Source organism: Ignavibacteria bacterium, from assembly GCA_017302895.1.
Taxonomy (GTDB): Bacteria; Bacteroidota; Ignavibacteria; order Ignavibacteriales; family Ignavibacteriaceae; genus UTCHB3.
Map to the genome: position 1 here is coordinate 334,050 of JAFLBV010000001.1, position 26,906 is coordinate 360,955.

14 protein-coding genes are annotated in these 26,906 nt (G+C 41.9%); 7 read left to right on the plus strand and 7 right to left on the minus strand.

Annotated elements, in window-relative coordinates; all coding sequences use genetic code 11:
- Positions 1-13 precede the first annotated feature (13 nt).
- From J0L60_01305 to J0L60_01315, 3 genes are read left to right on the plus strand one after another with little or no spacing between them, the layout of a single operon-like run.
- Positions 14-1,315 carry a hypothetical protein gene (locus J0L60_01305; protein MBN8544742.1) on the plus strand — a complete coding sequence of 434 codons (1,302 nt, stop codon included), beginning with the start codon at positions 14-16 and terminating at the stop codon, positions 1,313-1,315.
- A gap of 9 nt (positions 1,316-1,324) precedes the next feature.
- Complete coding sequence (locus J0L60_01310; GenBank protein ID MBN8544743.1) at positions 1,325-4,726, plus strand: PAS domain S-box protein; 3,402 nt, start codon at positions 1,325-1,327, stop codon at positions 4,724-4,726.
- Between the two features lie 4 nt (positions 4,727-4,730).
- Entirely contained in the window at positions 4,731-5,471 is a 741-nt protein-coding gene (locus tag J0L60_01315; GenBank protein ID MBN8544744.1) for a glycosyltransferase family 2 protein, read from the plus strand.
- Position 5,472: 1 nt separating this feature from the next.
- Here J0L60_01315 and J0L60_01320 read toward each other — a convergent pair whose 3' ends face one another.
- The 4 genes from J0L60_01320 to rplU form a co-directional block, all read right to left on the minus strand.
- Positions 5,473-7,140, minus strand: coding sequence for a glycosyltransferase family 39 protein (locus J0L60_01320; GenBank protein ID MBN8544745.1), 1,668 nt, complete (start codon positions 7,138-7,140; stop codon positions 5,473-5,475).
- A 100-nt stretch (positions 7,141-7,240) separates the two neighbouring features.
- Positions 7,241-8,167, minus strand: coding sequence for a malate dehydrogenase (mdh, locus tag J0L60_01325; protein ID MBN8544746.1), 927 nt, complete (start codon positions 8,165-8,167; stop codon positions 7,241-7,243).
- A 14-nt stretch (positions 8,168-8,181) separates the two neighbouring features.
- Positions 8,182-8,442, minus strand: coding sequence for a 50S ribosomal protein L27 (gene rpmA, locus J0L60_01330; protein MBN8544747.1), 261 nt, complete (start codon positions 8,440-8,442; stop codon positions 8,182-8,184).
- Positions 8,443-8,453: 11 nt separating this feature from the next.
- The gene (rplU, locus tag J0L60_01335; GenBank protein MBN8544748.1) at positions 8,454-8,762 is read right to left on the minus strand and encodes a 50S ribosomal protein L21; all 309 of its coding nucleotides are present in this window, start codon (positions 8,760-8,762) and stop codon (positions 8,454-8,456) included.
- 223 nt (positions 8,763-8,985) lie between these two features.
- Between rplU and J0L60_01340 the strand changes: the two genes are divergently transcribed.
- From J0L60_01340 to J0L60_01355, 4 genes are all read left to right on the plus strand, one after another.
- On the plus strand, positions 8,986-11,376 hold the full coding sequence (locus J0L60_01340) for a sodium-translocating pyrophosphatase (GenBank protein ID MBN8544749.1): 2,391 nt from the start codon (positions 8,986-8,988) through the stop codon (positions 11,374-11,376).
- 137 nt (positions 11,377-11,513) lie between these two features.
- Complete coding sequence (locus J0L60_01345) at positions 11,514-13,970, plus strand: AMP-binding protein (protein ID MBN8544750.1); 2,457 nt, start codon at positions 11,514-11,516, stop codon at positions 13,968-13,970.
- A gap of 202 nt (positions 13,971-14,172) precedes the next feature.
- Positions 14,173-19,890, plus strand: coding sequence for a choice-of-anchor J domain-containing protein (locus J0L60_01350; protein MBN8544751.1), 5,718 nt, complete (start codon positions 14,173-14,175; stop codon positions 19,888-19,890).
- A gap of 202 nt (positions 19,891-20,092) precedes the next feature.
- On the plus strand, positions 20,093-23,395 hold the full coding sequence (locus J0L60_01355) for a T9SS type A sorting domain-containing protein (protein MBN8544752.1): 3,303 nt from the start codon (positions 20,093-20,095) through the stop codon (positions 23,393-23,395).
- Between the two features lie 135 nt (positions 23,396-23,530).
- On the opposite strand, the gene J0L60_01360 is transcribed toward J0L60_01355, so the two are convergent.
- The 3 genes from J0L60_01360 to J0L60_01370 are packed head-to-tail and all read right to left on the minus strand — an operon-like array spanning position 23,531 to position 26,800.
- Positions 23,531-23,941, minus strand: a complete 411-nt coding sequence (locus J0L60_01360; protein ID MBN8544753.1) for an ATP-binding protein — start codon at positions 23,939-23,941, stop codon at positions 23,531-23,533.
- A 58-nt stretch (positions 23,942-23,999) separates the two neighbouring features.
- Complete coding sequence (locus J0L60_01365; protein ID MBN8544754.1) at positions 24,000-25,949, minus strand: hypothetical protein; 1,950 nt, start codon at positions 25,947-25,949, stop codon at positions 24,000-24,002.
- Positions 25,907-26,800, minus strand: coding sequence for a fibronectin type III domain-containing protein (locus J0L60_01370; protein ID MBN8544755.1), 894 nt, complete (start codon positions 26,798-26,800; stop codon positions 25,907-25,909). Before J0L60_01370 ends, J0L60_01365 begins: the two co-directional genes overlap by 43 nt.
- Between the last annotated feature and the right edge of the window lie 106 nt (positions 26,801-26,906).

Sequence of the window (26,906 nt, forward strand, 5' to 3'; positions counted from 1 at the left end):
TTGGTATTTAATCATGATAAAAAAGTTTGCTTCGATCGCGCTTCTTCTAATAACAGTTTTGACTCTATCCTCGTGTGTTGAACCATTGGGAGGAAGTGACTCCATTCCCCCGTCAGTTGCGCTTTATAAACCAACCACGAATGATACAATAATCCTGGGACCACAGGAGATCATCTATGATGCATCTGATGACCAGGGTATTGCAAAAGTGGAAATTTATGTTGACGGATTACTCGCAGGCAGCTTCCCGGCGGAAAGTGGAAACAGACCCAAAGTTACTCTTAACCTTGATTCAGCAACTTTCGTAAACAAATCATTCAGCTATTACATCAAAGTGTACGATCTCGGTGGTAATTCAACTGCAAGTGATACAAAAACCAAAATAGCCGTCGTGACTTCGAAATCACCACCGTCTGCGCCTTACGGACTCGAGATAATTGAACCCGAAGGTTCATCAGATATTATTTTGTCCTGGAAGGACACATCAAAGCTTGTTGAGGGTTATGAGATTTGGTTGAGTGAAGTAAACACTGATAATTCGTCATTCTTTCTATATACAACAGTTTCGGGGAATACGCGACTGCTGCCCTTGCCAAAGCCATTTTTGATTAACTATTACAAAATCAAAGGTTTCAACAAGATTGGTAAATCGAATTTCAGCACCATAATCAATTCAGAGGGTGGTTCGGGAAGTGGTGTACTTGCACCAACCAGTCTTACAGCAACCCCTTGGGGAACCAGGGAAGTGGAGCTTACATGGGTAAACAGGGCTTCAAATGCAGTATTTCTTAATGTTCAACGAAGGGCGGCAAGTTCAGTGCTCTGGACGAATATAGCCACTCTTTCTTTGAGCAGGACTTCCTATACCGACAATTCCGGTGGTTTATCATCAGGAGGTACCTTTTACTACCGCCTGAAAGTTGTGGCTCAATCTGATTCAGGTTTTTCTAAAGAAGTTTCAGTTACAACTTGGCCATTCGATTTGACGCCCGTTACAAATCTTGTTGGTGTATTTGCCGATACTCCCGCAGTATCGAAGAAGATGGTCAAACTTACCTGGAAAGATAATTCCAACCAGGAAGAGAATAACATTGTCGAAAGAAAAGATGGAGCCGGTGGTACCTATCAGGCGATTGCAATCCTCAGTCAGGATGTAACTGCATTTGATGATACATTGATTGTTAAAGGGCGAACATATTATTACAGAATAAAAATCAGCCGCAACGGATATGTTTCAAAGCCATCAAATGAAGTATTTGTTACTGTTTCGGAACCAGCCAGGGCATATATGCGTGATCAGAAAAAGAGTAAATAGAAGGGTGTGATGATCGACGCCTCTTCTCTGAAACAACTTTTTGACAGCTTCGCAGGAAGTGCAGTCTATCCGTTTGTGATAATGGATTTGAAAGGGAAGTTGCTCTCCTTCAATGAGAAAGCAGAAACTCTCTTCGCCATCAAAGAGGGGAATGATTCGTTTGCTGATTTGTTTCTGATCTCGGAGGGGCTTAAACTCAAGAGTTTGCTTATTCCTGAGACTAAAACCGATTTTTCTGATACTGTGACCCTCTATTTAAGGAATGGGAAAGAGATAACTGTAAGTTACGCTGTACAATCGCCTGAAGTGGCCGGTGAGAAGTATCTTTTTTTCCAGTTCAGGGAATCATCACAAAGAGGTGTCAACCACTTTAATCTGAATGTAACCAGAAAAGAGATGAAGGATCTTGGAATTCAGGATGAACTTTCAACATTTCTGGGTGAGATAGAGTCCTCATATCCCTTTACTTACCTTGCAAAAAACAAACTTCAAACGAAGGCAAACCAGTTCTCTGAGATGATCTGGTTGAAAGATTCGGAAGGGAAGTATGTCCTTGTAAATGACAAGTTCTCAAACCATCTTAACCTGAAACCGGGGCAGATGGAGGGCAGGGCAGAAAAAAACTTCATCCCTAACTTTATCAACGATTTTTACACAGCTCTCGAAAAATACCTGAAAGAGAGTCTTTCCATCGCGATCCTGACTTCCGATAAAGTCAAAGGGATTGCCGTGGATACACCTCACGAAATTATCGAAATCCCGCTTCTCGATCTTGATGATAATCTTGTTGCCATTGTTGGTGTTGCAAGACCGTCCGATGAAAAAAAGCTCCTTGGGGGAAAGGATTCAGAGAATAATCTTATATTTACGGACGACATTAATTTTAATCTTGAAACCATCCTAAAGTTAAAAAACAAGATGTATGAATTTATAATCAGCAAAAATCCTGATGCAATCTTTATTTATGATCTGGAATCCTTCAAGTTTCTTGATGTAAACGATGCCGCCTTGAGCATATACGGCTATTCAAGGCAGGAATTTTTGCAAATGGATCTGACTGACCTTTATCTTCCCGAGGAAATTCAAACAATTGCTGAATCAGCAAAAAATGAGGAAGGCAGATTCGTCGGTCCCTTCAACCATCGCAAGAAGGATGGTTCCCTTATTCAAGTGGAAATATGCAAAATATCCTTTACTTATGAAGGTGCGGAAGCCCACTTCAACATTGTCAGAGACATAACAAAAATTCTTGAAATCGAAGAGCAGTTGCAGATGATGCGGACAGTTTTCGAATATTCACAGGACATTTTAATAGTAACTGACAATACAGGTTTTATAAATTATATTAATCCGGCCGTAGAAAAACATCTTGGTTTTAGGAGAACCGATCTTCTCAATAACAGTATTATCAGTCTCGCCTCCGAGAGTTCGCGTGCTGATTTTCTCAAGAAAAGCGAAACGCCCTATAACTTTAGTGCCACAATAAAAAACAGTTCCAAAGCTGATGTTGCAGTTGAGGTAACCTCGGTTGCATTCGCGGGGATTGACGGCGAAGTTTCTCAGGTGGCATATATTGGCAGAATCGCAGATGCGGTTTCGGAACCAAAAGAAGTTGTTGTCGAAAAGGAAGTCGAAAAAATTGTTTATGTCGACAAACCGGTCGAAAAAATTGTTTATGTCGAAAAACAGACACAAGGCAACCACGAGATTAAAGCCGGTGGTATTGATCCGGGTCAGCTCTCATTTATCTTCCATGAAATTCTGACTCCGATAAATGTGATTGTCGGGTTTATCTCAGAATTGAAGGATACACTCGAGACTCCTTCCGAGGAGCAGGAAGAAGCAATCGGATATATAGACGAGAACAGAAAAAAACTCCTCTATACCATGGATTCCATATCGGAATATGCACAAATCGAGCAGCATTTTGGTGATATAACAAAAACACAGTTCAACCTTGATGAACTTGTGCAGAAAGTATTTAAAGAGATGCATGATTCCCAGAGTCCGTGGAAAAAAGAAATTGTGCATGACAGGATTTCGATGGGGGTTCAGATAAATTCAGATCAGGAAAAAGTTCTGAATATAGTCTGCCTGATTCTTAAAATAATTTCTCATGTAACTGATGAGCGCGAAATAATAATCAGCGCCTACCAGCTCGATGATGCAAATTTCATTGTGACCTTTAGAGATCACCACCTGAAAATTCAGCAAAAGCTCCTTTACATCATCCAAAATCTCTTTTCGGAACAGGATGTCTCGAAGTTGAGGGCATTTGGAGTTTCCAGATTTACTATCTTTTCCGCGCAACGACTGTTTACTCTCTTGAACGGCAGATTTGAAATTGTTCAAAAATCGGGTTTACCGTTTGAGATTGGATTGATTCTTCCAATTAATGCGGAATTTGTTTCGGAAACGGAAGCCGTGGAGGAGCAGAAGGAAAATATTTTCAGACCGGCGATCACCGCTGAAAAAGTTAATTCTCCCCGGGCCTCAGCCGAATATGCCGACACTTCCGCTCGCAGCAATCCAATCGAAAATGTAAGCGGTTCTCAGTATGATTATCTGATGCCCAAACAGGAACCGCCTGCGAAATCCGTCGAAAAGGAGAAAAGCGAGTATATCGATTTTGATTTTGACAGCGAACTCGATTTCTTAAGCAGACGAAAAAAGAGAGAAGCCGACAGGAGAGAAAGCGAGAGAAGTGAAACAAGGAACTTCCGCCGGTCTTTCGAGGAGCCGCCGTTGCAAAGGGAGGAATTGAGGGAGCCGGCAAGACGATCCGACACTTCGTTTGATTTCGATTCGGGTTTCTCCCGTTCGGATTATAGTGAAAAGAAGCCGGCTAAACCGGTGCAAACCTCATATCCTGACACTTCCTCCCGAGAGGTTACGCCACAGAAGCCTCCGCTAAGAGAAGAACCGCCCTCTGTACCAAAAGAGCCGGTAAGGACTTATTCGCCACCACAAGCCCCTGAGCCACCAGAAAGCCGGTCAGCTTCTGTTGCCAAGGTCACTGAGAACAGGGAGCCATCCTCGATCGATCTCCGCAATATGAGTTGTCTTTATATCGAGGATCAACTGGATTCACAGATACTCTTTAAAGTCCAGATGAAAGAACTGAAATCGATCAAATTTTCTCAAAGTTTTGAAGATGCGATTCCTTTGCTTGAAAACGAGAAATTTGATTTTATTGTGCTTGACATCAATCTTCAAGGTGAGTACAATGGACTGGATGCGCTAAAAGTTATCAGGACTATGGAAGGTCTTGAGTTGATTCCAATAATCGCCGTAACTGCATATGTTCTCCCGGGTGACAAAGAGAAATTTATTGCAACCGGGTTTACCGATTTTGTATCAAAACCTATCTTCCGAAACAAACTTGTGGAAGTACTTAGTAAAATATTCTGATTAAATGATAAATAATAAGAAGATAGTTGTAGTTTTACCTGCCTATAATGCAGCTAAAACTCTTGAACAAACTTACAAAGAAATACCATTTGATATAGTGGACGATGTGGTGCTTGTGGATGATGCGAGCAAAGACGATACATCCGAGGTCGGGAAAGCCCTCGGGATAAAGCACATTATAAAACACGATAAAAATAAAGGGTACGGGGGAAATCAGAAATCGTGTTACAAAAAGGCGCTCGAACTAAACGCTGATATTGTTATCATGCTGCATCCCGATTATCAGTACACTCCTAAACTTATTCCTTCAATTTCATGGATCATAGCCAACGGGCTCTATCCTGTTGTACTCGCCTCAAGGATATTGGGGAAGGGTGCATTGAAAGGGGGAATGCCAATATATAAATACATTGCAAACAGAGTTCTCACACTTGTACAAAACTGGCTGGTTGGGCAGAAATTGTCAGAATACCATACAGGATACAGGGCGTTTTCGGCGGAAGTGTTGCGGGATCTGAATCTTGAAGCCAATTCTGATGATTTCGTTTTCGATAATCAGATGCTCTCCCAGATTATCTTTAAAGGATATGAGATCGGAGAAGTAACCTGCCCAACAAAATATTTTGAAGAAGCTTCCTCTATAAATTTCAAACGAAGTTCCATCTACGGAATCGGGGTTCTTGTTACCTCCGTAAAACACCGTCTCCAGAAAATGGGGCTTGCCAGATTTGATATCTACAATTAGTCTACGGTTTTTCTCTCCTCTGTAAAAAAATAAACCCGTTTTTCTCGTAAAGAACCTTGAGATTGTGGATTTTTGTCCACTTGTCGCGTTCATTAATCTTTGTCACGAAATAGGCAGGCTTCTTTATGTCACCATTTATCAAGAAATCTTCGATGTCTTTGTGTAATATTCCAATCCCGGATGCACTGTTTTTCTTCTCCTTTTTACTGTAGTAGATATCAGCATAACTCCGGAATCCAACAGCTTTCACATAGACATCCTTCCCCTGAAGCGATTCATAAAATCCGACCGGTGCACCTTGTACATAATTTTCGATTTGTGGTAACATAAGAGGCAACATCAGAGAAAGTGTGAGAGCGGTCCCACCAAAAAGGAACAAAATTCCGCGCATTGGCTTTCTTTTGTTGAAAAGGATTACAGCGAAAATTGTCGTTCCGACGAGCAATAGTCCAATCACAGGTTCATAACCGTACCACAGGGAATCTGCCTGAAGGTTTGCCCTTACAAATTCATCCTGCACATAAGGGATGATATCCTCTTTGAAAATTCCGATCATTGCAAGAGCAGAGATAAGTAATCCGATAAAAACCCCGGTTATGACGATTGCAATTTTCGTCCATTTGAAATTTGTGAGTCTCTCATTCACAATCTCATACAAAACAAGTGCGCCAAGAAAAGTCACTGGGTAGTAGGAGAGAGATGAGTAATGCACAATTTTTGTTTTGACGACTGAAAAAATTATCATTACCACTGCGAGCAGAATCAACATCACCAGTTTGAAATTTTTCTGTCCGTCCGTCAGTGAATCCTGCTTTTTAAATGAATTGAAAATAAAAAGAGAAGCAGGGAAACAACCAATAAGAACTACAACCAAATGATAGTAGATCGGACCGCTGAATCCTGCATCGCCGGTCGTAAGCAGCCTGATCTGGTATTTGAAAAAAGCTTCGAGAAAAACAGGACCATTCACAGACAATTCGACACCGAACCAGACACCTGCTGTAAGAATTGCGACAACTCCGAAAAGGAGCATCTGAATGATTTTGAATCTGAATTTTTTTATCGTAATCAGGTTAAATATGATGAACGACAGTCCGGGAAGAAGTAACCCGACGGGTCCCTTTACTAGAATCGCAAGTCCGGAAAAGAAACCTGCATAGAGGTAATTGTAGTTCTTTCCCTCTTCATCATCAAAAAAACGAAATATGTACCACGCTGAAATAAACATGAACAGATTGAAGAGGGGATCGAGGATACCGGACCTGAAGTAGAAGTAGGGAAGGATTGAACCTGCATAGGCAACCACCCATAACAAACCAAATGACCTGTCGAACAGTCTCTTACCGAAGGAATAGAGCAACAGAAGTGTAATGATGCCGATGATTGCATTTGGAAATCTTGCGCCAAATTCATTGATGCCAAAGATTTTCATCGAGATTACCTGAACCCAGAAGAAAAGAGGAGGTTTTTCGTAGAATGGTTCATAATCGATGTGGACGCGTAACCAGTCACCCGTTTCGATCATCTCCCGGGAAGCTTCAGCAAAATTGATTTCGTCCCAATCAAACAGATGTACACTCCCCAGAAATGGAAGGAACAAAACAGCCGCGATAACAATAATACTCAGCTTTAATTTCAGATCGGAAAGATTTTTAATGGTTTCAATCATAACTTCAAGTTGCCTGTTATTTAAAATAGAAAAACCCTTCACCATTTCTGACGGAGGGTTTTAAATTTATTAATCAACTGATTTGCAGGAAGCAGTCACCTTACAAACTGAGTTTAGCGATATTAGCTTTCACATCGTTGGCAGAGCGGTGAAGTTCTTCAAGTTCACTATCCGTCAATTTAAGTTCGATGATTTTTTCAATACCGTTACTTCCCAGTTGAACAGGAACACCAACATACATGCCATCAAGACCATATTCACCTTCGAGATAAGCAGCACAGGGGAGGATTCTCTGCCTGTTTTTCACAATGGCGTCAACCATTTCAACTGCTGAAGAAGAAGGAGCATAGTATGCGCTGCCTGTTTTAAGGTAGTTAACTATCTCAATACCCCCGTTACGAGCTCTGTCAACGAGTTGAGCAATTCGCTCAGCCGGAAGGAGTTCACTAATGGGAATACCTGAAACTGTTGAGTATCTTACGAGGGGAACCATTGAATCACCATGACCACCAAGAACGAGAGCCTGCACATCCATAACAGATACATTTAGCTCTTTAGCAATAAAAAGACGGAAACGGGCTGAATCAAGAATTCCTGCCATACCAACCACGCGGTGTTTTGGGAAACCACTTGTTTTCATGGAAACCCAGGTCATTACATCGAGGGGGTTGGAAACAACAACAATGACTGAATTCGGCGACCCCGGAACAATCTGTTCGGTAACTGACTTGACAATTTCTGCGTTTTTCATCAGAAGGTCATCGCGGGTCATACCGGGTTTTCTTGCAAGACCGGCTGTTATCACAATGATATCTGATCCGGCTGTATCTTTATAATCGTTAGTACCAATTACGGAGCTGTCAAAATCCTCAACTGGGGCACTTTCCCACATGTCGAGGGCTTTACCTTGTGGAATTCCTTCAATAACATCAAGCAGAACAACATTCTCTGCGAGGTGTTTTTCAGCAATCCTCTGAGCTGCAGTTGCACCGACATTTCCGGCGCCTACCACGGTGATTTTTTTCATTATAGCCTCTTAAACTATTCAGTTGGAGGTATTATGGAGATAAACTGACGGTCGTTTGCCCGGGCTCTGAATTGAACCGTTCCATCTGTGAGAGCAAACAGAGTGTCATCTTTGCCTTTGCCAACATTAAGTCCCGGATGGAATTTAGTGCCTCTCTGGCGGACGATTATGGAGCCTGCTTCAACGAATTGACCGCCGAAAGCTTTCACTCCCAATCTCTGGGCATTACTGTCTCTACCGTTCTTGGTCGATCCTTGTCCTTTTTTATGTGCCATTTACTAACTCCTTATCCGATTTTTAAAATTTCAATTCTGGTAAGTTGCTGTCTGTGTCCATTGAGCTTGTCATAGTCTTTGCGTCTCTTTTTCTTGAAAACGAGAACTTTATCATCTTGAACATGGCTCAGAACTTTTGCGGTAACTTTTAAGCCGTCCACATACGGCTTGCCAACTTTTACGCCGGCATCGTCTGAGTAAAGCAATACATTATCGAATACTACTTCACTTTCAGGCTCAGCGTTTAGAAGGGGAACATAATGTTTCTCCTGTTCTAAAACTTTAAACTGCTGTCCTGCTATATCTACAACTGCAAACATTGCGGTCCTTTATGGTTTGTAAAAAAACATTTTTAACAGATTACAAATATAGTCAAGTAAACACCGAATGCAAAAAAAATCTTTAAATTATTTTGACAGTATGAAGAATTTGTAGTAATTTAGTCCATTGTTTTTTACCCCACCCGCAACAGCGATTTTGTACTGATATAACTGCAATAACTTGATAATTTATTCATTAATAAACAACTCAAATTGAGGAGTCATGTTCAAAAAACTACTTTTCGCTTTTTCTTTTCTGTTCTTGTCTGTCGATTTGTTCGCAAGCGAAGCAGATCTGAAAATTCCCGCTTTGAATGACAATCAAACCATACTTTTATACTATGGTTTGGTGGTTTGCGTGGCGGGACTGGCTTTTGGTATATATCAGTACCTGAAGGTCAAAAAACTGAAAGCTCACAAATCGATGCTTGACATCGCACAGGTGATTTTTGAGACCAGCAAAACCTACCTTGTTCAGCAAGGAAAGTTCCTTGCCATTCTCTTTGCATTCATCGCAGTTTGTGTTGCTTTCTACTTTGGCTTCCTTCAAGGAAACGGTGTGGGTAATGTCCTTTTCATTTTAGGCTGGACTGTGATTGGAATTCTCGGTTCTTACAGCGTTGCATGGTTTGGTATAAGGATGAACACCCTGGCCAACTCCAGAATGGCGTTTGCCTCACTGGAGCGTAAACCAATCAAATTACTCAACATTCCTCTCGATTCGGGGATGAGTATCGGTGTGATGTTGATCTGTGTTGAGCTTGTAATGATGCTCATTATCCTTCTTTTTGTTCCGAGCACACTTGCCGGAGCGAGTTTCATCGGATTCGCAATTGGTGAATCACTCGGAGCAAGCGCATTAAGAATTGCCGGAGGAATTTTTACAAAGATCGCAGATATTGGCAGTGATCTTATGAAGATTGAGTTCAAGATAAAAGAAGATGACCCCAGAAATCCGGGTGTAATCGCTGACTGTACCGGGGACAATGCGGGAGACAGTGTTGGACCCACAGCGGATGGTTTTGAAACCTACGGAGTTACCGGAGTTGCCCTCATCAGCTTCATAGTGCTTGCCGTTGGCTCAGTGGAACATCAAAAGGATTTGTTGACCTGGATATTTGTCATGAGAATACTCATGATTGTGACATCAGTAGTTGCCTTCGGCTTGAACCGGGCACTAAGCAGTCTCCTCTACGGTAATAGCGATGATATCGACTTCGAAAAGCCTCTCACTAATCTTGTATGGATCACTTCGATACTATCAATCATCGTAACATTCATCGTTAGCAAAATTCAAATAGGACATCTCCCTAACGATTTATGGTTAACCTTGTCAGCCATTATAAGTTGCGGGACGCTTGGTGCTGCTCTTATTCCTGAATTTACCAAGATTTTTACCAGCACGAAATCCAAGCATGTGGCTGAAATTGTAGCTGCATCGAAAGAGGGCGGACCGTCATTGAATATTCTCTCAGGATTTGTAGCCGGAAACTTCAGTGCATTCTGGAAAGGAATACTCTTCATTGTTCTCATGTATTCCTCTTTCTACTTCTCTCAGTACATTCCCGAAGGTATGATGGCTTATCAGGCAATCTTTGCATTCGGACTTGTTGCATTTGGTATGCTGGGAATGGGACCTGTTACCATCGCGGTTGACAGTTACGGTCCCGTTACCGACAACGCTCAATCGATTTATGAACTTTCACTCATTGAAGAAGATAAAAATGCCTCAAGAGACATTGAGCGCGATTTCGGATTCAAACCCGATTTCGAAAAAGCGAAACACTATCTCGAAGAGAATGACGGTGCGGGCAACACATTCAAGGCAACCGCAAAACCTGTACTGATTGGTACAGCGGTGGTTGGTGCTACAACAATGATATTCTCACTGATTCTTGTCATCAAAAAGTCACTTGGTATTGAGCCCGAAGCACTTCTGAACCTGCTGAATCCTTACACTATCTTTGGGTTGATTGCGGGAGGTGCTGTGGTTTACTGGTTTACAGGAGCATCAACTCAGGCTGTTACTACCGGGGCTTACAGAGCGGTGGAGTATATTAAGAAAAACATCAAGCTTGGAGATTCTGCAGAGAAGAGTGCATCAATTGAGACTTCGAAAGAGGTTGTTAAAATCTGTACTCAGTATGCTCAGAGCGGAATGTTCAATATCTTTGTCGCTGTTTTCAGTTTCGCCTTGGCTTTTGCATTTCTATCCGCTCCCGCGCACGGAGCGAAAGAGCCCGTCGCCTTCTTTGTCAGTTTTCTTATTTCCATTGCTATTTTTGGGCTTTCGCAGGCAGTGTTTATGGCAAATGCCGGAGGAGCCTGGGATAATGCAAAAAAATATGTGGAAGTTGTCCTCAAAGAGAAGGGAACCCCGCTTCACGATGCAACTGTAGTAGGGGATACAGTCGGAGATCCATTTAAAGATACATCCTCCGTGGCACTTAATCCGGTAATTAAGTTTACAACTCTCTTTGGACTCCTTGCAATGGAAATTGCCATTGAAGAGAGTTTTAGAGATACCGCACCTCTTGTGGGATTGTTGTTTTTTGCCATCGCCCTTTATTTTGTCTGGAGATCTTTTTATAAGATGCGAATTATCAAAAAATAGATTGTCGTTTTATTTTCCAAGCTGCTTCTGTGAGGAGGCAGCTTTTTTTTATGTCGGAAAAACAAGTCGTAACTGATTGCAGGATTTTCCGTATTTTAAAGATTGAAAAATAAACGGAGATTAGATTGAAATTTACCATAAGAAACAAGACAGCAATAATCTGGAAAGACCGAAAAATTTCGTATCAGGAATTCTTTCAGCAGTCACAGTACTATGCTTCTCTTTACTCTGAAATCAAAGCAGATAAAGTTGCGATTTATTCACCAAATCGCCCTGAGTGGACTTTTGCATTTTTCTCCGCCTGGTTGAATAATGCAACCGCTGTCCCGATTGACTTTATGTCACAGCCTTCGGAAGTTTCATACATTCTCAATGATTCAAGACCCGAGGTGGTTTTTATTCCGGAAGAGTTTCGTGAAAATTTTTCGAAAATTGAAGAATCTCTCCAATACAAACCGAAAGTAGTGGTTTTTGAAGAACTGACCGGCGATTTTGAGAAATTTACAGCTCAGGATTTTATTCAGGATGATCACGATAAAACTGCGGTGATAACCTACACTTCAGGCACGACAGGAAACCCGAAGGGAGTGATGCTTTCATTCGAAAATATTTTGAAGAATCTTGAAGGAGTCTGTGAAAGTGTACCGATATACACACCGGAACGAAACACACTTGCTCTTTTGCCAATGCATCACATCCTTCCCCTTTTAGGTTCATTCATCGCACCGATCTATTCAGGTGGGACACTTGCCTTTTCGCCTTCAATGGTTTCAGAGGATATTATTGCGACACTTCAAAACAATGGAATTGCTATCATCATCGGAGTTCCCAGGTTATATGAAGCCATTCGCAAGGGGATAATGGACAAGATTAAGAAAAGTCCTGTGGCAAGAGCCCTCTTTGCACTGGCAAAAAAAGTGAATTCAAGAAGTTTTTCCAAAAAGATATTTGGTACTGTCCACAGAAAGTTTGGGGGCAAAGTTGAATTTATGGTTTGTGGTGGAGCAAAACTCAATGAGGAAGTTGCATCTGATTACAAGACGCTCGGATTCGAGATGCTTGAGGGCTACGGTATGACAGAATGTGCACCAATGATCACATTCACCAGACCAGGCAGATGGAAAATCGGTTCAGCAGGCGAGTTGCTTCAGGGTGTTGAACTTGAAACCCGTGACGGTGAGATTTTCGTCAGAGGCAGAAATGTGATGAAGGGCTACTACAACAAACCCGAGGCAACAGCCGAAGTGCTTCAGGACGGATGGTTGAGGACAGGAGATTTAGGTCACCTCGATGAGGAAGGGTACATCCACATCACCGGAAGATCGAAAGAGATAATAATCCTCTCAAACGGGAAAAATATTTCGCCCGAGGAGATAGAGGGAAAGTTGAAAGAAACCTCTGATTATGTGTCTGAAGTTGCTGCCTATGCTGAAAACGATAATATTGCCGTAGCAATCTTCCCGAATTTCAAAAAACTCGCTGAAAAAGAAATCCACAACTATGAAGAAACTTTCAGATGGGAAGTGATCGACAAATACAACAAAAATTCACACCCGTCAAAAAAGATTGCCAAATTTGTTTTGTTTAAGGAAGAACTTCCAAAGACAAGACTTGGTAAAATACAACGGTTTAAAATTGCTTCAATGGTAGCGGATACCTCACGAGACAAGGCAGTCGATAAAAAGCCGCAACCTGAATTCGAAGAATTCATTGTGATCAGAGATTATCTGACAGAACAGAAGAAAACCGCTGTTTATGCTGATGATCATTTCGAAATGGATCTTGCTCTCGACAGTCTTGACAAAGTCAATTTTCATGTCTTTCTCGAATCAACTTTCGGTATCAAGGTAAAAGAGGACATTTTTGTCCATCATCCGACCGTTGAAAAACTCTCCCGTTTCATGAAAGAGAACAAAGCGAAAATCAGTGTTGAAACCGTAAAATGGTCGGAGATTTTCAAGGAAAAAGTTGACCTTAAGCTTCCAAAAAGCTGGTTTACTCAAAATCTGTTCAAAAACTCCTCCAAGGTTCTGTTCAAGCTTTATTTCAGAATAAAAGGTGAGGGTCTCGAAAATCTTCCTTCAGGTCCGTTTATTCTCGCACCAAATCATCAAAGCTTCTTTGACGGACTGTTTGTTTCGATGTTCATTAAAAATTCCATTTTTAAAAACACATATTTCTATGCCAAAGAGAAGCATGTGAAAGGTAAGTTCCTGAAGGCTCTTGCGAACAGGAATAATGTAGTTGTGATGGATATAAACAAAGATTTGAAAGAGTCATTGCAAAAACTTGCGTCACTGCTCGAAAAAGGGAAAAACATCATAATTTTCCCTGAAGGTACGAGAACCCGCACAGGTGCCTTGGGAGAGTTTAAGAAGGCTTTTGCCATTCTTGCTCACGAGAAGAATGTCCCGGTGGTTCCTGTTTCAATTGATGGTGCAATTGATGCATTGCCAAGAGGGAGTTTCGTCCCGAGACCCTGGAAAAAGATCAAAGTAAAGTTTCACAAACCTGTTTATCCCGAAGGACATAATTACGACTCGCTCGTGGATGCAGTTTTCGAACAGGTTTCCGGTGAGTTGAAGAAGGCATAATTAGTATAATTGAACTTATAATTATCCTTCCCTTTTTGCTTTTTTTAGTTCAGGGAAAATGTTTACCTTGAGGATGAAGAAAGTTGTGATATCATAATTTTTTTCCTCTTCGAATTCATTTTTGAAGAGGTACATACGGGTTGCTGACAACAGTTATCCGGAAAATTTCATCAATCAATCATTCATTAAAGACAGGTGGTTTATGCGAAATAAACTTACTTTTACGGTTAGTGCCTGGATGATTGCTTTATTCCTGATTCTAGGAATAAATCAATCGCAAGCACAATACCGGACGACACTTTGGGAGAAGGGTGCAAAGCTCGCCTCTCTTCCGGCGTGGTTTGGCACCGCTAACTCAGAGCGTGGCCTTGCTTACGGCAATGGTAAAATTTATGTTTCAACAACTAAATACGGGACCAGAGTGCTTGTTCTGGATGCTGCTACGGGAGATTCTGTTGGCGTTCTTGACATGACAGGCGTCTCCGGTGGTTCTGGAGCAGCAATTGCTGATGTTGAAGTGGATGCAGATGGAGCAATCTATGCCTGCAACCTTGTTGTTACTGCCACAACTTCGGCATTCAAAATTTACAGATGGGCGAATGATGCGGCAGTGCCGGTAAATATCATTTCTTCATCAACTCCTGCTGCAAGACTTGGTGACAAGTTTACAGTAGTTGGTTCCACGAATAACAATTCACTTGTAATATATGCTGCCACTTCAACCACCAACAAGGTTTACAAGTGGACAACCGCAGACAACGGTACTACCTATTTACAAGATTCAATAACACTTACAGGTGTTTCAACCACATCGCCCGGTTCAACTCCAGTAGTATATCCTCTAACAGCCGGTTTATCGGAATTCGTTTACAAGTCAAACGGTTCACAGGGCAGAAGATTCAATGCTGATGGAACTGTAATAGACTCTTTAAGTGCGAATGCAGTTGGGAACACAGGATCCAATGCTCTTCGTTACTTTACGATGAACGGACGGAAGTACATTGCCATTTATCTCTACACAGGAAATCCACAAAATGGAATTCGTTTGATAGATGTAACCAACCAGTACAGCACACAACACCTGGTTCTTGACTATACCCCGAGTATAGGTACTACTGCTAACGCTAATGGAACAGGTGATGTTGCGATGTTGCTTGGTTCAGGAGAAGTGACTTTTTATGTACTTGCGACAAACAATGGTATCGCTGCGTATAAATACTTCTTTAATGGATTACCTGAGACAAATACTGTTACTACTTTCCCTTATACCTATGATTTTAGCAATGGTTTAATCACCGGTAACGGCTGGTCTGGTAATTTTATTGACAGAGGTACTGAATCCAGGACCAATTATGCCGCCAGATACCTCTACAATTATATTCCGACCACTCAGGCCGGTTTAACATTTGGTAACCTTACTTCACCTAAAATTCAGCTTCCTGCAGGGCACAGGGTTAAATTCTGGTGGAAAGATGATGATATTACTGCCGTAATTGGTCAGGATACAACATTTTTTGAAGTATCAACCAATAACGGTTCGACATGGACCACCCTTGGGTTTATGTCGAGAGCCAGCTCAATGGCTGCTTATGAAGAAGCAATTTTTGATCTGAGCGCATATGCAGGAAACAATTTCAGAATGAGATGGAGAGATAAAACCAACGGTACATTCTCTGCTTATGGTTTTGGTCTTGATGATATTCTCATTGAACCTGTTCCACAGGTTGCAGTTATTGGATTGAATCCAACAACTACTGCATTTGGAACAACCTATGTTGGTGGCAACATGCAAAAAACAGTTGTCGTCAGCAATACAGGTGGCGTACCTCTTACAGCTACATTGACTTTGCCAACAGGAATAACAGCGAATTCAACCTCGTTGAATGTTCCAAACGGACAGTCATTCAATCTTATTCTGACATGGACACCAACAGGTGCGGGTGCATACAGTGATTCGATAAGATTCGTAACGAATGATGCAACAGCGAGTGATTTTTACTATAAACTCACAGGTACCGCTGTAACTCCTTTCGTACTTAATGAAGTAGTACAAAATTTTGATACTTCCACAGGTACAATTCCTGCAAACTGGACAGGCAATTACACCGTTGTAGCTGGTGGAGGAGTTGGCTGGTCAAAGAGACTCACCAAGAATCTTTATGGTACATCAACCAATATGACCGGTCTGTTCACAACTCCATTTTTCTCTGCAACTGCCTCTTCAGTTCTGAGATTTAAATACAGAGCAGTGAATTTTAGCGGATACGGCACCGGTACAGCTACAGCTACTCCTGCTTCTGATTTCAAGATTTGGATTTCAGTGTCAACCAACTATGGTGGATCATTCACCGTTGTTGATTCAATAGGAGCCCATAATCACAATCCAGATACCAACTATGTCCAAAAATCTTGGAATCTGAGCGCTTATGCCGGTCAAAATATCCAGGTAAAGATAGATGGCACAAGATTAAATACAGCCGATTTCTACTCTGATTTTGATGACTGGTTCATGGGAACTCCTCCTGTAGTAGCCATTGATTGGGGTAACCTGCAATGGCCCGCAACTGCAACCATCACCGCAGGTGACTCAGTTACCGTTTACGGTCAGGCTTATAAAGCCGGTGTGACTGACTCTACGGGTCAGGCATTTGGCTTGAAGGCATGGGTTGGTGTTAGTGCTACAAACACAGATCCATCAACGTGGCCTAACTGGACACAAGCAACTTTCAATGTTCAGTCAGGTAATAACGATGAGTTCATGGCTTCCATCGGAAAAACTCTTGCACCCGGAACCTACTATTACGCCTACAGATATGAATACCTGGGCGGACCTTTCCGTTACGGAGGTTACAGTTCAGGTGGCGGTGGATTCTGGGATGGAACCACCAATGTAAGTGGTGTTCTCACAGTTAATCCTTGGACAATTACTTCATTCCCTTATTTCCAGGGTTTTGAAGATGTCGCTTTCCCGCCAACAGGATGGGTAAGAGAAGATAAAAACGGTGGTACCACATGGACGAGAGCAACTGCTTCACCAAGAACCGGTCTCGGTCATATGCGTTATACATATAACGGAACAACTCCTGGTAACGACTGGATGATTTCACCCGGGGTCCAGATGACGGCCGGTCAATCACTCCAATTGTCATACTGGTTTAAGGCCGCTTCCAATGCTTACCCCGAGAAATTAAAAGTTCTTGTAGGTAAAGGCGCACAGACTGCAGACAGTTTAACAACAGTTCTCGCAGATCACCCGAACATTATCAATACTGTCTATGAAAACAATGCTGTTTTCTTCACTGCGCCTGCAACAGGAGTCTATTACTTTGGATTCCAGGCATATTCGATAGCAGATCAATGGAATCTTGATGTTGATGATATCACCATCTCAGCTCCAAGAATTGTTGATTATGCTGTTGTTGGCCTAACCCAGACTACCGGTCAGGGAGAAGGTTTCAAATCATTCAATATGTCGAAGAAAAATCCTACACTTCAGCTCGACATGAAGAATACCGGAAGAGCTGCTTCGAATGTAAATAACAGTTCGCTGATTAAATCAGACATACTTACAACCGAACTGGCCGGACTTCTTCCTGTATACATCCAGTCAACAATAAAGAGACTCGGAAGCACAGGGCCTGCATTTACAGTAAATGCATCATTCGATGGAACCAGTGCTGCACCTGTGAACAGACCCGGTATCGGAACTATTGGAGAGATAGAAAATGTACCGTTCCAGTTTACCCCAACAGCAAGAGGAACTTTCTCCGTGCTGTCGTTTGTAACATCGGCGGGTGATTCCGTTTCATCAAATGATTCTCTCTACAATCATAAAATCCGCGTTTATCCGGATTCAGCAATAGTTCTCAAAAACGATGATGCAGAAAACAACCCTCTAACATCTGTCGGTTTCGGAACAAATAATCTCCCGCTGACGGCAGGAGTTCGTTTTACCGCTGACAGAAACATGAGACTTGCAAACATAGATGCGATTTACAGAAATGAAAACGCTCCCGATTCGATCGAAGTGAAAGTATGGGCTGCCGGTGTTGATACACTTGCTCCTGGTGCTCTCCTTTATTCGAAGAAATTTGCCGGTATCAACTACATTAACGGTGGTGCCGCAACTCAGCTCGTGACACTTCCACTTGGAAATGACGCTCCGACATTCCTTAACGGAAGCGATTTCTGGGTTAGTATTTCATTCGTTGCTGCAATCCAATTCCCGATGGGTGCTCACACAGGTACAATTCCTAAACCGGGAAGAAGCTTCCTGTCATCCGATGGCGGATCTGTTTGGTTGCCATTGGTACTTTCATCCACACCTTATGCATGGACTATGCGTTCTGTGGGTGTACCTTATACACCTCCACCACCACCGGTCTACAGCACATTGTGGGAAAAATCCGCTGCACAAGCATCACTTCCTTCATGGTTCTCGACTACGAACAATGAAAGAGGATTTGCTTATGGTATGGTTGATGATGGAACGGGAAGTAAAGTCGGAAGACTCCTTGTTGTTTCAAGAAATGGCGGAAACAGCGTTAAAGTCGTCGATCCTGCTACAGGTGCTGACGCCGGTTCACTGACAATGGATGCCATAATTGCAGGCGGTCTTATCGTGATAAATGACATCGAAGTTACATATGACGGTAAAATTCTTGCTTCCAATGTTGTCGGTTCAACTGCCGGTGCCGAATACAGAGTATATATGTGGAACAGTCTGACAGCTACCCCTGTTTTGGCACTTTCATATATGACTCCCGCAAACACACCAGCTATCAGAATTGGAGACAAATTCAGAGTTACCGGAAACTTCTACAACAACACAGCAGTTCTCTGGGCAGCCGATGCTTCGAATGCAAAAGTCTATAAATTCTCTATGAGTAATGGTGCTTTTAGCAACATTCCAGAGATTATTACACTTAGCAACGGTGCTTTTGGTGGATCAGCCTCAGTGGCTCCGCTTCCTGACGGTTCGTTCTACTATAATGCCGGCGGCAAAAATGTTATGAAATACACTTCAACAGGTACAATCATCGATACCATCCCCGGTTCCATTATCGGAACGGGCTCCAACTCGATTCAATTTCTTGGAAGTGTATCCAGAGCAACAAATGAATATGTAGTTACATTCGCACATGGTGCAGGAAATGAGAATGGATTTATCGCTCAGGTTCCTGATGGTAATCCAAAACTCGGTACCTTGTATGGTAAATCAACTACACTCGGCGCCAACTCCAACGCGAACGGAACAGGTGATGTTGCTTACATGTTTAATTCTGACAATTCCATCACCGTTTTCGTTCTTTCGACGAACAACGGTTTCGGTGCTTACAAGCTATTGAATACCGTTCCTGTTGAATTGACTTCTTTCACTGCAACTGCCACTGGTTCAAATGTGAATCTTAGCTGGGCAACTGCAACTGAAACCAATTCTTCGGAATTTGTGGTTGAAAGAAAAGCAAACACCGGAAACTGGGAATCAGCAGGTTCAGTAAAAGCTGCAGGTACCACCACTTCACCAAGAGCATACTCGTTCGTCGATAAGAATGTTGCCTCAGGCAAATATTCCTACAGACTGAAACAGGTTGATCTTGACGGAACTTCCACTACTTTCGCAGCAGTTGAAGTTGAAGTCGGAACACCCGCAACATTTGATCTGAGTCAGAACTATCCTAACCCGTTCAATCCAAGCACCAGAGTTAACTTCTCGCTGCCAACAGCATCGAATGTTACTCTCGAAGTCTTTGATATCTCGGGTCAGAAGGTAGCTACTGTAATCTCAGGTTACCTGACTGCAGGTTATCATTCAGCAGACATCGATGCACAGAAGTTTGGACTTTCCTCCGGTATTTATCTCTATAAATTATCGGCAGGTCAGTTTACTTCAACAAAGAAGATGATTCTGATGAAATAAGTAGGAAGTATGAAGTATGAGGTATGTAAAATAATACCTGATGCCTAATACCTAATACCAAGAAGAAAATTAAGCTGTCTCAGAAATGGGGCAGCTTTTTTTGTTTAAATCACTTGATATAAGCTAAATAATGATTAATTTGCATGTCATAGAAACGATTAATTTAATTATTCACTACAATCAAATAAATAAGGAACGAGTTATGAAAAAACTTGTTACAGTCTTACTGTTTTTGAGTATAGCATCAAGTTTTGCTTTTGCACAAATGCAGTATAATTTCGGCAGGGCTACCGCAGCTTATGAGGGTAATACTGCCGGTTCTCAATTCACATGGACAGGTACCGCAGACGATGGATATTCAGCTCCTGTTCTTATAGGATTTCCTTTTACATACGCCGGAGTAGCCCGCGATACATTCCAGGTATCGACGAATGGTTTTTTTAGATTTGGATCAGGTCTTGCAAATTCCACATTTTCTAACGCATTAAACGGTACTCTCAGAAGCATTCTGGCACCGTTGTGGGATGATTTAAAAGCCTCGGATTCCTCTAAAGTAACCTACCAGGTTACAGGAGATGCTCCTAACAGAATCCTGACTGTTGAGTGGAAATTAATGCACTTCCCATACAATAATGTTGACCCAAATTCAAATTTCATGGTCAAACTCTATGAGACTACAAATATCATTGAGTATGTGTATGGCGGTTTCGTTGTACCTACTTCAACTACTATTCCTACTGCATCAATTGGAATGTCGAACTCAACCACGATTCTGACTGCAAGCCAGGCAACGGGTCAATTCTTTTCGATCAATATCGGTGGAATCGCGGGTGCACGAGTATTCCATCAGTCCATGGGTCAGGAATTTAACGGCGTGGCTGCTTTTCCTGATTCAGGAACCGTTTTTACTTTTACACCGACAACACCCAATCCTCTCTCCGGCAACTATACTGTTGGTAGTGGTGGAAACTTTGCAACACTTAGTGCTGCAGCAATGTTTTTAAATAGAAATGGTGTTTCGGGTCCTGTTACACTTACGGTTAATTCAGGCACATATGATGACATTTTTCATCTTATAGATGTTGCAGGAACCTCGTCAACTAATACAATTAAACTTGTTGGTTCAGGTACTGTGGTGCTTTCTCCACTTAACGGAAGTTATTCAACCACATCTCCGGGTGCAGCATCAGGTGATGCTATTATCAGACTCGAAGGTGCTCAATATGTAACCATTGAAGGTCTTCAGTTGGTTGACAACCTGAACAACCTGACAACCAGAACCAAATTCAACATGGGTGTTCTGATGCGTAATGCTGTTTACCCTGTGTCAGGTGTCGCAACATTCATTGGTGCGAAATACAATACAATTAAAAATGTTTCTATCGATCTTAATGCAATGAACGGCCAGCCAAATGCCGGAGCAATTGGTATCAGACTCGGAACATTGGGAACTAACGCTACTGATACCCTGGGTGCGAACAGTTACAACACAATTCAGAATTGTATCATCGAAGATTTCTGGAGAGCTGCTGTACAAATGTATGGTTTCCAGGGCGTTACCAATCCTGACAGAGGCAACAGAATTATCGGTACTGATGGCAATTTCTGCGAATTCAGAAATGTTAATGTCAATGCAGGTGCAGCAGCCGATATCAGAACTATCGAGATGAATGCTCAATTTAACCCGCTAATTGAAAATGTAAAGATATCCAATATCAAAGCTTCAGTCATGGTTACAAACAGTGTTTATGGTATCAGATTGAATCCGGCCAACTCTGCCACAGATCATGTCTCAGGTAATGTTGTTATCAGAAATGTAAGTATAGAAGGCATCTGGTCAGATGGAACTACACCAACCACCAGTCTTGCAGTCGGTATGGACATTCAGCAATTGGGTCTAAATTCAACATTGCTTATTGATAAATGCTCCATTAAAGACATTTACAGCAATGGCAGCACTACCGGTAGAGCTTTTGGTCTTCAGATGAACAACGGTTTCGCAACCGGTGCAAATGTTACCAGAATACAGAATTGTTATATTTATGATCTCAGAGCGCCTCGTTCCACTGCATCAGGTACTGCAACAGGTCCCGCACTTCATGGAATGAACCTTCAGGCTACAGCCGGACCGGTTACTTATGAAGTTTACTACAATACAGTACTTCTCGATGGTAATACTGCTCCAACTCTTGCAGCCACCCATTCAACAAACCTCTTTTGGGGAAACTTTGGTAACGGTGTTCTTGACTTAAGAAATAATATTCTTGTGAACATGACACAATCAGGTACAGGAAGAAATTCTGTTCTCTTTGCCTCATCGGGAACAAACTTCCTGAAACTTGCTGCAACCACAAACAACAACCTGCTTTATGCTGATACAGCACAGGTTCTTGATGTGATAGCTTACAACGCAGCCCTTGACTATGTAACCCTTGCTGATTACAAAGCTTATGTAACTCCAAGAGATACATTTGCAGTAACTGAGAAAGTGCCATTCCAGAGCTACGCAGCTCCTGTAAATCCAAGAATCAACACAGGCATGCCAACCCAGGCTAACGCCGGTGCACTTCCGATTGCAGGTGTTACAACCGATTTCTATGGTAACTTCAGAAATGCAAATACACCTGACATTGGTGCAGAAGAGTTCACAAATGAAGTAAACGCCCCTTCAAATCTTGCAGCTACAAGTAACAATCCTTTCTATGTTCAACTGACATGGACAGACAATTCAGGTAACGAAGAAGGTTTCTACCTTGAGCGTAAAGATGGTGACTCAACAAGCGTGAATGCTTATTCTGTTATCAAAACCCTCATTGCAGGTGCGACCTCTGTAAGGGATTCCTCGATTCAGGGTTCAACATCGTACACATACAGAATCAAAGCCTTCAACGGACAAATCAGCTCTGCTTACTCAAATCAGGCTCAGGTTGTTACAATCGTTCCTGTTGAACTGACATCATTTACAGTAACCGCTGATAAAAACAATGTTAATCTTGCATGGTCAACAGCTACTGAGACAAACTCGAATCAGTTTATCGTTGAGAGAAAAACAGCGGGTAGTGAGTGGACAGAAGCCGGAACAGTTAAAGCTGCCGGAACCTCTACCACAACCAAAACTTATTCATTCTCGGAGAAGAATCTTACAGCAGGAAAATATTCCTACAGACTAAAACAAGTTGATTTTGATGGTTCTACCCAGACATTTGACGCAGTTGAAGTTGAAGTTGGAATACCGACTGCATTCGATTTAAGCCAGAACTATCCAAATCCATTTAACCCGACAACAAGGATCAATTTCGCAATCCCAACAGCCGCAAATGTTACCCTCGAGGTATTTGACATTTCCGGTCAGAAGATTGCAACTCTCGTTTCAGGTTTCATGAATGCCGGATATCATTTTGTTGATATGGATGCTGTGAAGTACGGAATGTCTTCAGGTACATACATCTACAAAATTCAGGCTGACAAGTTCTCCTCAGTTAAGAAGATGATACTTGTTAAGTAGTTGTGAGTTATGATTTAGCCGTCATTAATGGCGAAATCGTAATCTTAATCCAAAAATAATTTAAAGCCTCTCATGAAAATGGGGGGCTTTTTTATTTAAGGGGTGTGAGATATCAATTTTGAATTTTTGGGTGAGTTATATTTCGAATTCGAGAACGGTTTCGGTTCCGAGAGGGGAGGGGTTGAAACTGAGTGACTTTGAGTAGATTCTCATGAGGAAGAGGCCTCTTCCGGAATCTTTAAGCAGGTTCTCGGGTTTTGTGGGGTCAGGTATTGAAGTGGGATTAAATCCGGGTCCCTGATCTTTTATTGAGACGACAAAAAGTCCATCTGAAACAGTGATGTTAATGGTGACGGTTTTATCCGGGTTTTGCTTGTTGGCATGGAATATGGCATTGGTAGTTGCTTCAGAAACTGAGAGCATAATACCATAAAGTTTGTCTTCCTCTATTGCCATTTCCTCGGCAATTTTAAGAAGAAACTCCTCGACAGTGTAAAGATTGTCGGGGATGCTTTGTAATTCCAGAAAAAACTTTTTTGTTTCCACTAACTCTGTTTTTTTTATTGCAAAATAGTAAAAAATTAATTTATTTCAAGCCGGAAAATCATAAAAACCACTTCACATTCATATTTAAAGTGGTTAAATAGCGTCGGTCGTTTCCTTTTGAATCGATTCTCTCGTACCAGCCCTTTATTGAGAGCAAAAAAGAGTTGTAAAACAGCGCGCTGATTTCTGTTAACGGGGCAATCCCGGAATAAAAATTTTCCTCCTTGTTTACTCCGTTTAATATAATATCAGAATTATATGAGTAATATCTCAGACCTACTTTGAAGGAATAATTCCCAAAATTTGTAACAAGTGCGGGCAGCAAGAGGAGTTCCCTTATCTCACGGCTTGGTTTGATTTTGTATTCACTCCACCTCAAGTCACCTTGTTCACTCAACTTGTAGAAACCTGTGAATTCAAATTGAAAGTCTTTGGAAATCGAAATGGAGGCGGAATCAACCAAAGAAATTTGTCTAAAACTGAAACTTTTAAATCCCGGATTCAGGTCTTCAAAATCATAGACGAGATAATTGGCTATTATTTCGAAAGTCCCGTAATTTCTTACTGCGGCAGAGTTGTAGCTGTAGCCCGTATTTAGTCTAAAAATTCTGTTAGTGTTATTATTCGAGCTCCGGGCTGCAAGGATGTAAACCAGTTTACCGTAAGAGAAGTCAAACCCGGCAAAGACAGAAAGATTTGAGTTTAGAACCCTGGTGTAGCGGGTTCGGAACTGGGATAACAATTCATCTCTTTCGTCAAAGTTCTCGATCGATGGAGTGTCGTATCTTAGTTTGAAATGTGAAACTGTTAAATCCACTCTGTCGTATGGACTTATAAGAAAGGCACCGGTAAAAGAGAGAAACACTTGTGAGGCTATGTTGTTCTTCACTCCTTCATTCTTCTGTTTCTGTTCGAAGTAGTCGGAATTTGCATCCGATGGATTAATCAGGAGAAATTTTTCATTTCTTTCTGCATAACTCGCAAACAGTTTCAAATCAAGAATCTCCGAGAGATAATTTATACCGCCACCAAGATCAAATTTCAATTCCTCAATTTGCGAGTCAAAGGAGGTTGGGAAGCGGTCGCCGGGAAGTTTGTATTTTGTTGTTCGTTCGACAATTCGATCGGAAAAATTGAGTCGAAAATTAACAGAGGTATTTTGCACCACATCGCTGTACATGAATTCATCGGAAAAGGCTATTTGTCTGTCATTCCTTCGCTGCAGGTTCTTCTCAATAGCAAAGAGCGGTTTGAGGGTTGAATCAGCATCGAAGAAAAAATCCCTTCCCGATTCGTGATAGTTAAATGCAAAACGGTTTTGGATTCCCGGGTCAAGAAAATTTTCAATTGTGGTTCGGAATTCTCTCAATGTGTTTTTCCTGGGACTAATATCTTCATTTCTGAAAATAAAATTTCCCCCGATGAGGAATTCGGAGAGCTGCGTCTTGTCCATCCCTGCCTGAATACCGTAGATGCCTCCGTTGTTTGAGATGCCGGACTGCACATCCTCAATGTAGCCCGCAAAGGGAAGTATATCCAACAGATTTTCAACCAGTAAGCGATTATACAGCATCCCATAGTTCGAAGCTGCGGTGTTGATATCACTCGTTCGTGAGTCACTGTATATTTTGCTGCTGACAAGTGCACCGGGATTAAACCAGTTGTTGAATCTGTAGTCACCCGAGAGCTTCAGAACATTTTCATCTCTTGTTGTATTCGAACCCGAGTATTTCAGAAGTGAGGAATTCAGATTTTCATTTAGTCTGAGGTTAAGTCCGCCAAGGGATGTCGTATACTCAATATTAGTAACAAGAGAGTAAATGCTCAATTCCTTGTTGAATACTGTAGAAATCGAATTTTGTTTCGAAAGAGGGAAAATATACGAGCCCGTTGAATCACCTTCATACTGACCGAACAGTGAAGCAGGGAATAGAGCCAAAAGAAGGAGAATGATCAGATGCCGGTTCAATTGAACTGAGAAATTTGGAATGATGAGAAGTCTGACCAATAGACAGCATTTGTTGATCCGGGAAGATAAACAGCAACCCTCCAGTAATATTTTTTATTGAGAACCAAGGAGTAAGCGGTAAAAGGAATAAAAAGCTCACCTTGTTCTGCTTTTCTGTATCTGTTTGACCTCCAGATTTCATTGATTACAGGCGACTCGTAAACGATAATTTCATATTCGAGATCGTAGGCGAGAGACTTGACAGAAAACACATCGAACAAGGGAAGTATGGCTCCATTCAGTGGAAAGAGTTTTTCTGATTGTGGATATAGAAACGCCGGATAATCTTTTGAAAACCCGCTGTATCTTCCACCTTTGTCGGCTGTCCTGAATCTATAGTAATAGTTGACCGAGTGGGAGAGGGCAAGGGAATCGGTATCATTTGAATCATCCAAAAGAAGTACAAAATCGTTTTGCGAAGGGACGAATCCGGCAATTGTTGATCTGTAGACCTCGAGTCCCTTAAGATCGGGATTTTCATCCCTGCTCCATTCAAAAGATACGAGTAATCTTCCTTCAAAATTTACAGGTCTGACATTAATTATGAAGGGGAGCACGGGGTCTGAGTTGTTAACGGGTTTGGTACCGGGGAAAAATGCTTTTCTGCTCTCCTTTCCGTTTCTTCCAACTGCTGACACTGCGTAATAGTAAGTGGAATCGTAAAACAATCCCTCATCCCTGAAAAAATTGGTGCGAAGTTCTTTATACATAACAAGATTAACAGAATCATTTAACCCCCTGTAAAGCTTGTAGGAAGAGTATTCAGGGTCAATGTTCTCCCACCAACGAAGAATGATAACTCCATCAGTCGCCGTAACCACCCTCAGGTTCTCGGGAACGGCAGGAGGCAATCCCGAATCGTAGGGCGAAAGAGGTGTAACCTGCTCACACCCTGAAAAGGGTAGTATCAGCAGGAATAAAAAAAACAGAACTGGTGGCGATTTTAGTAAGATGGTT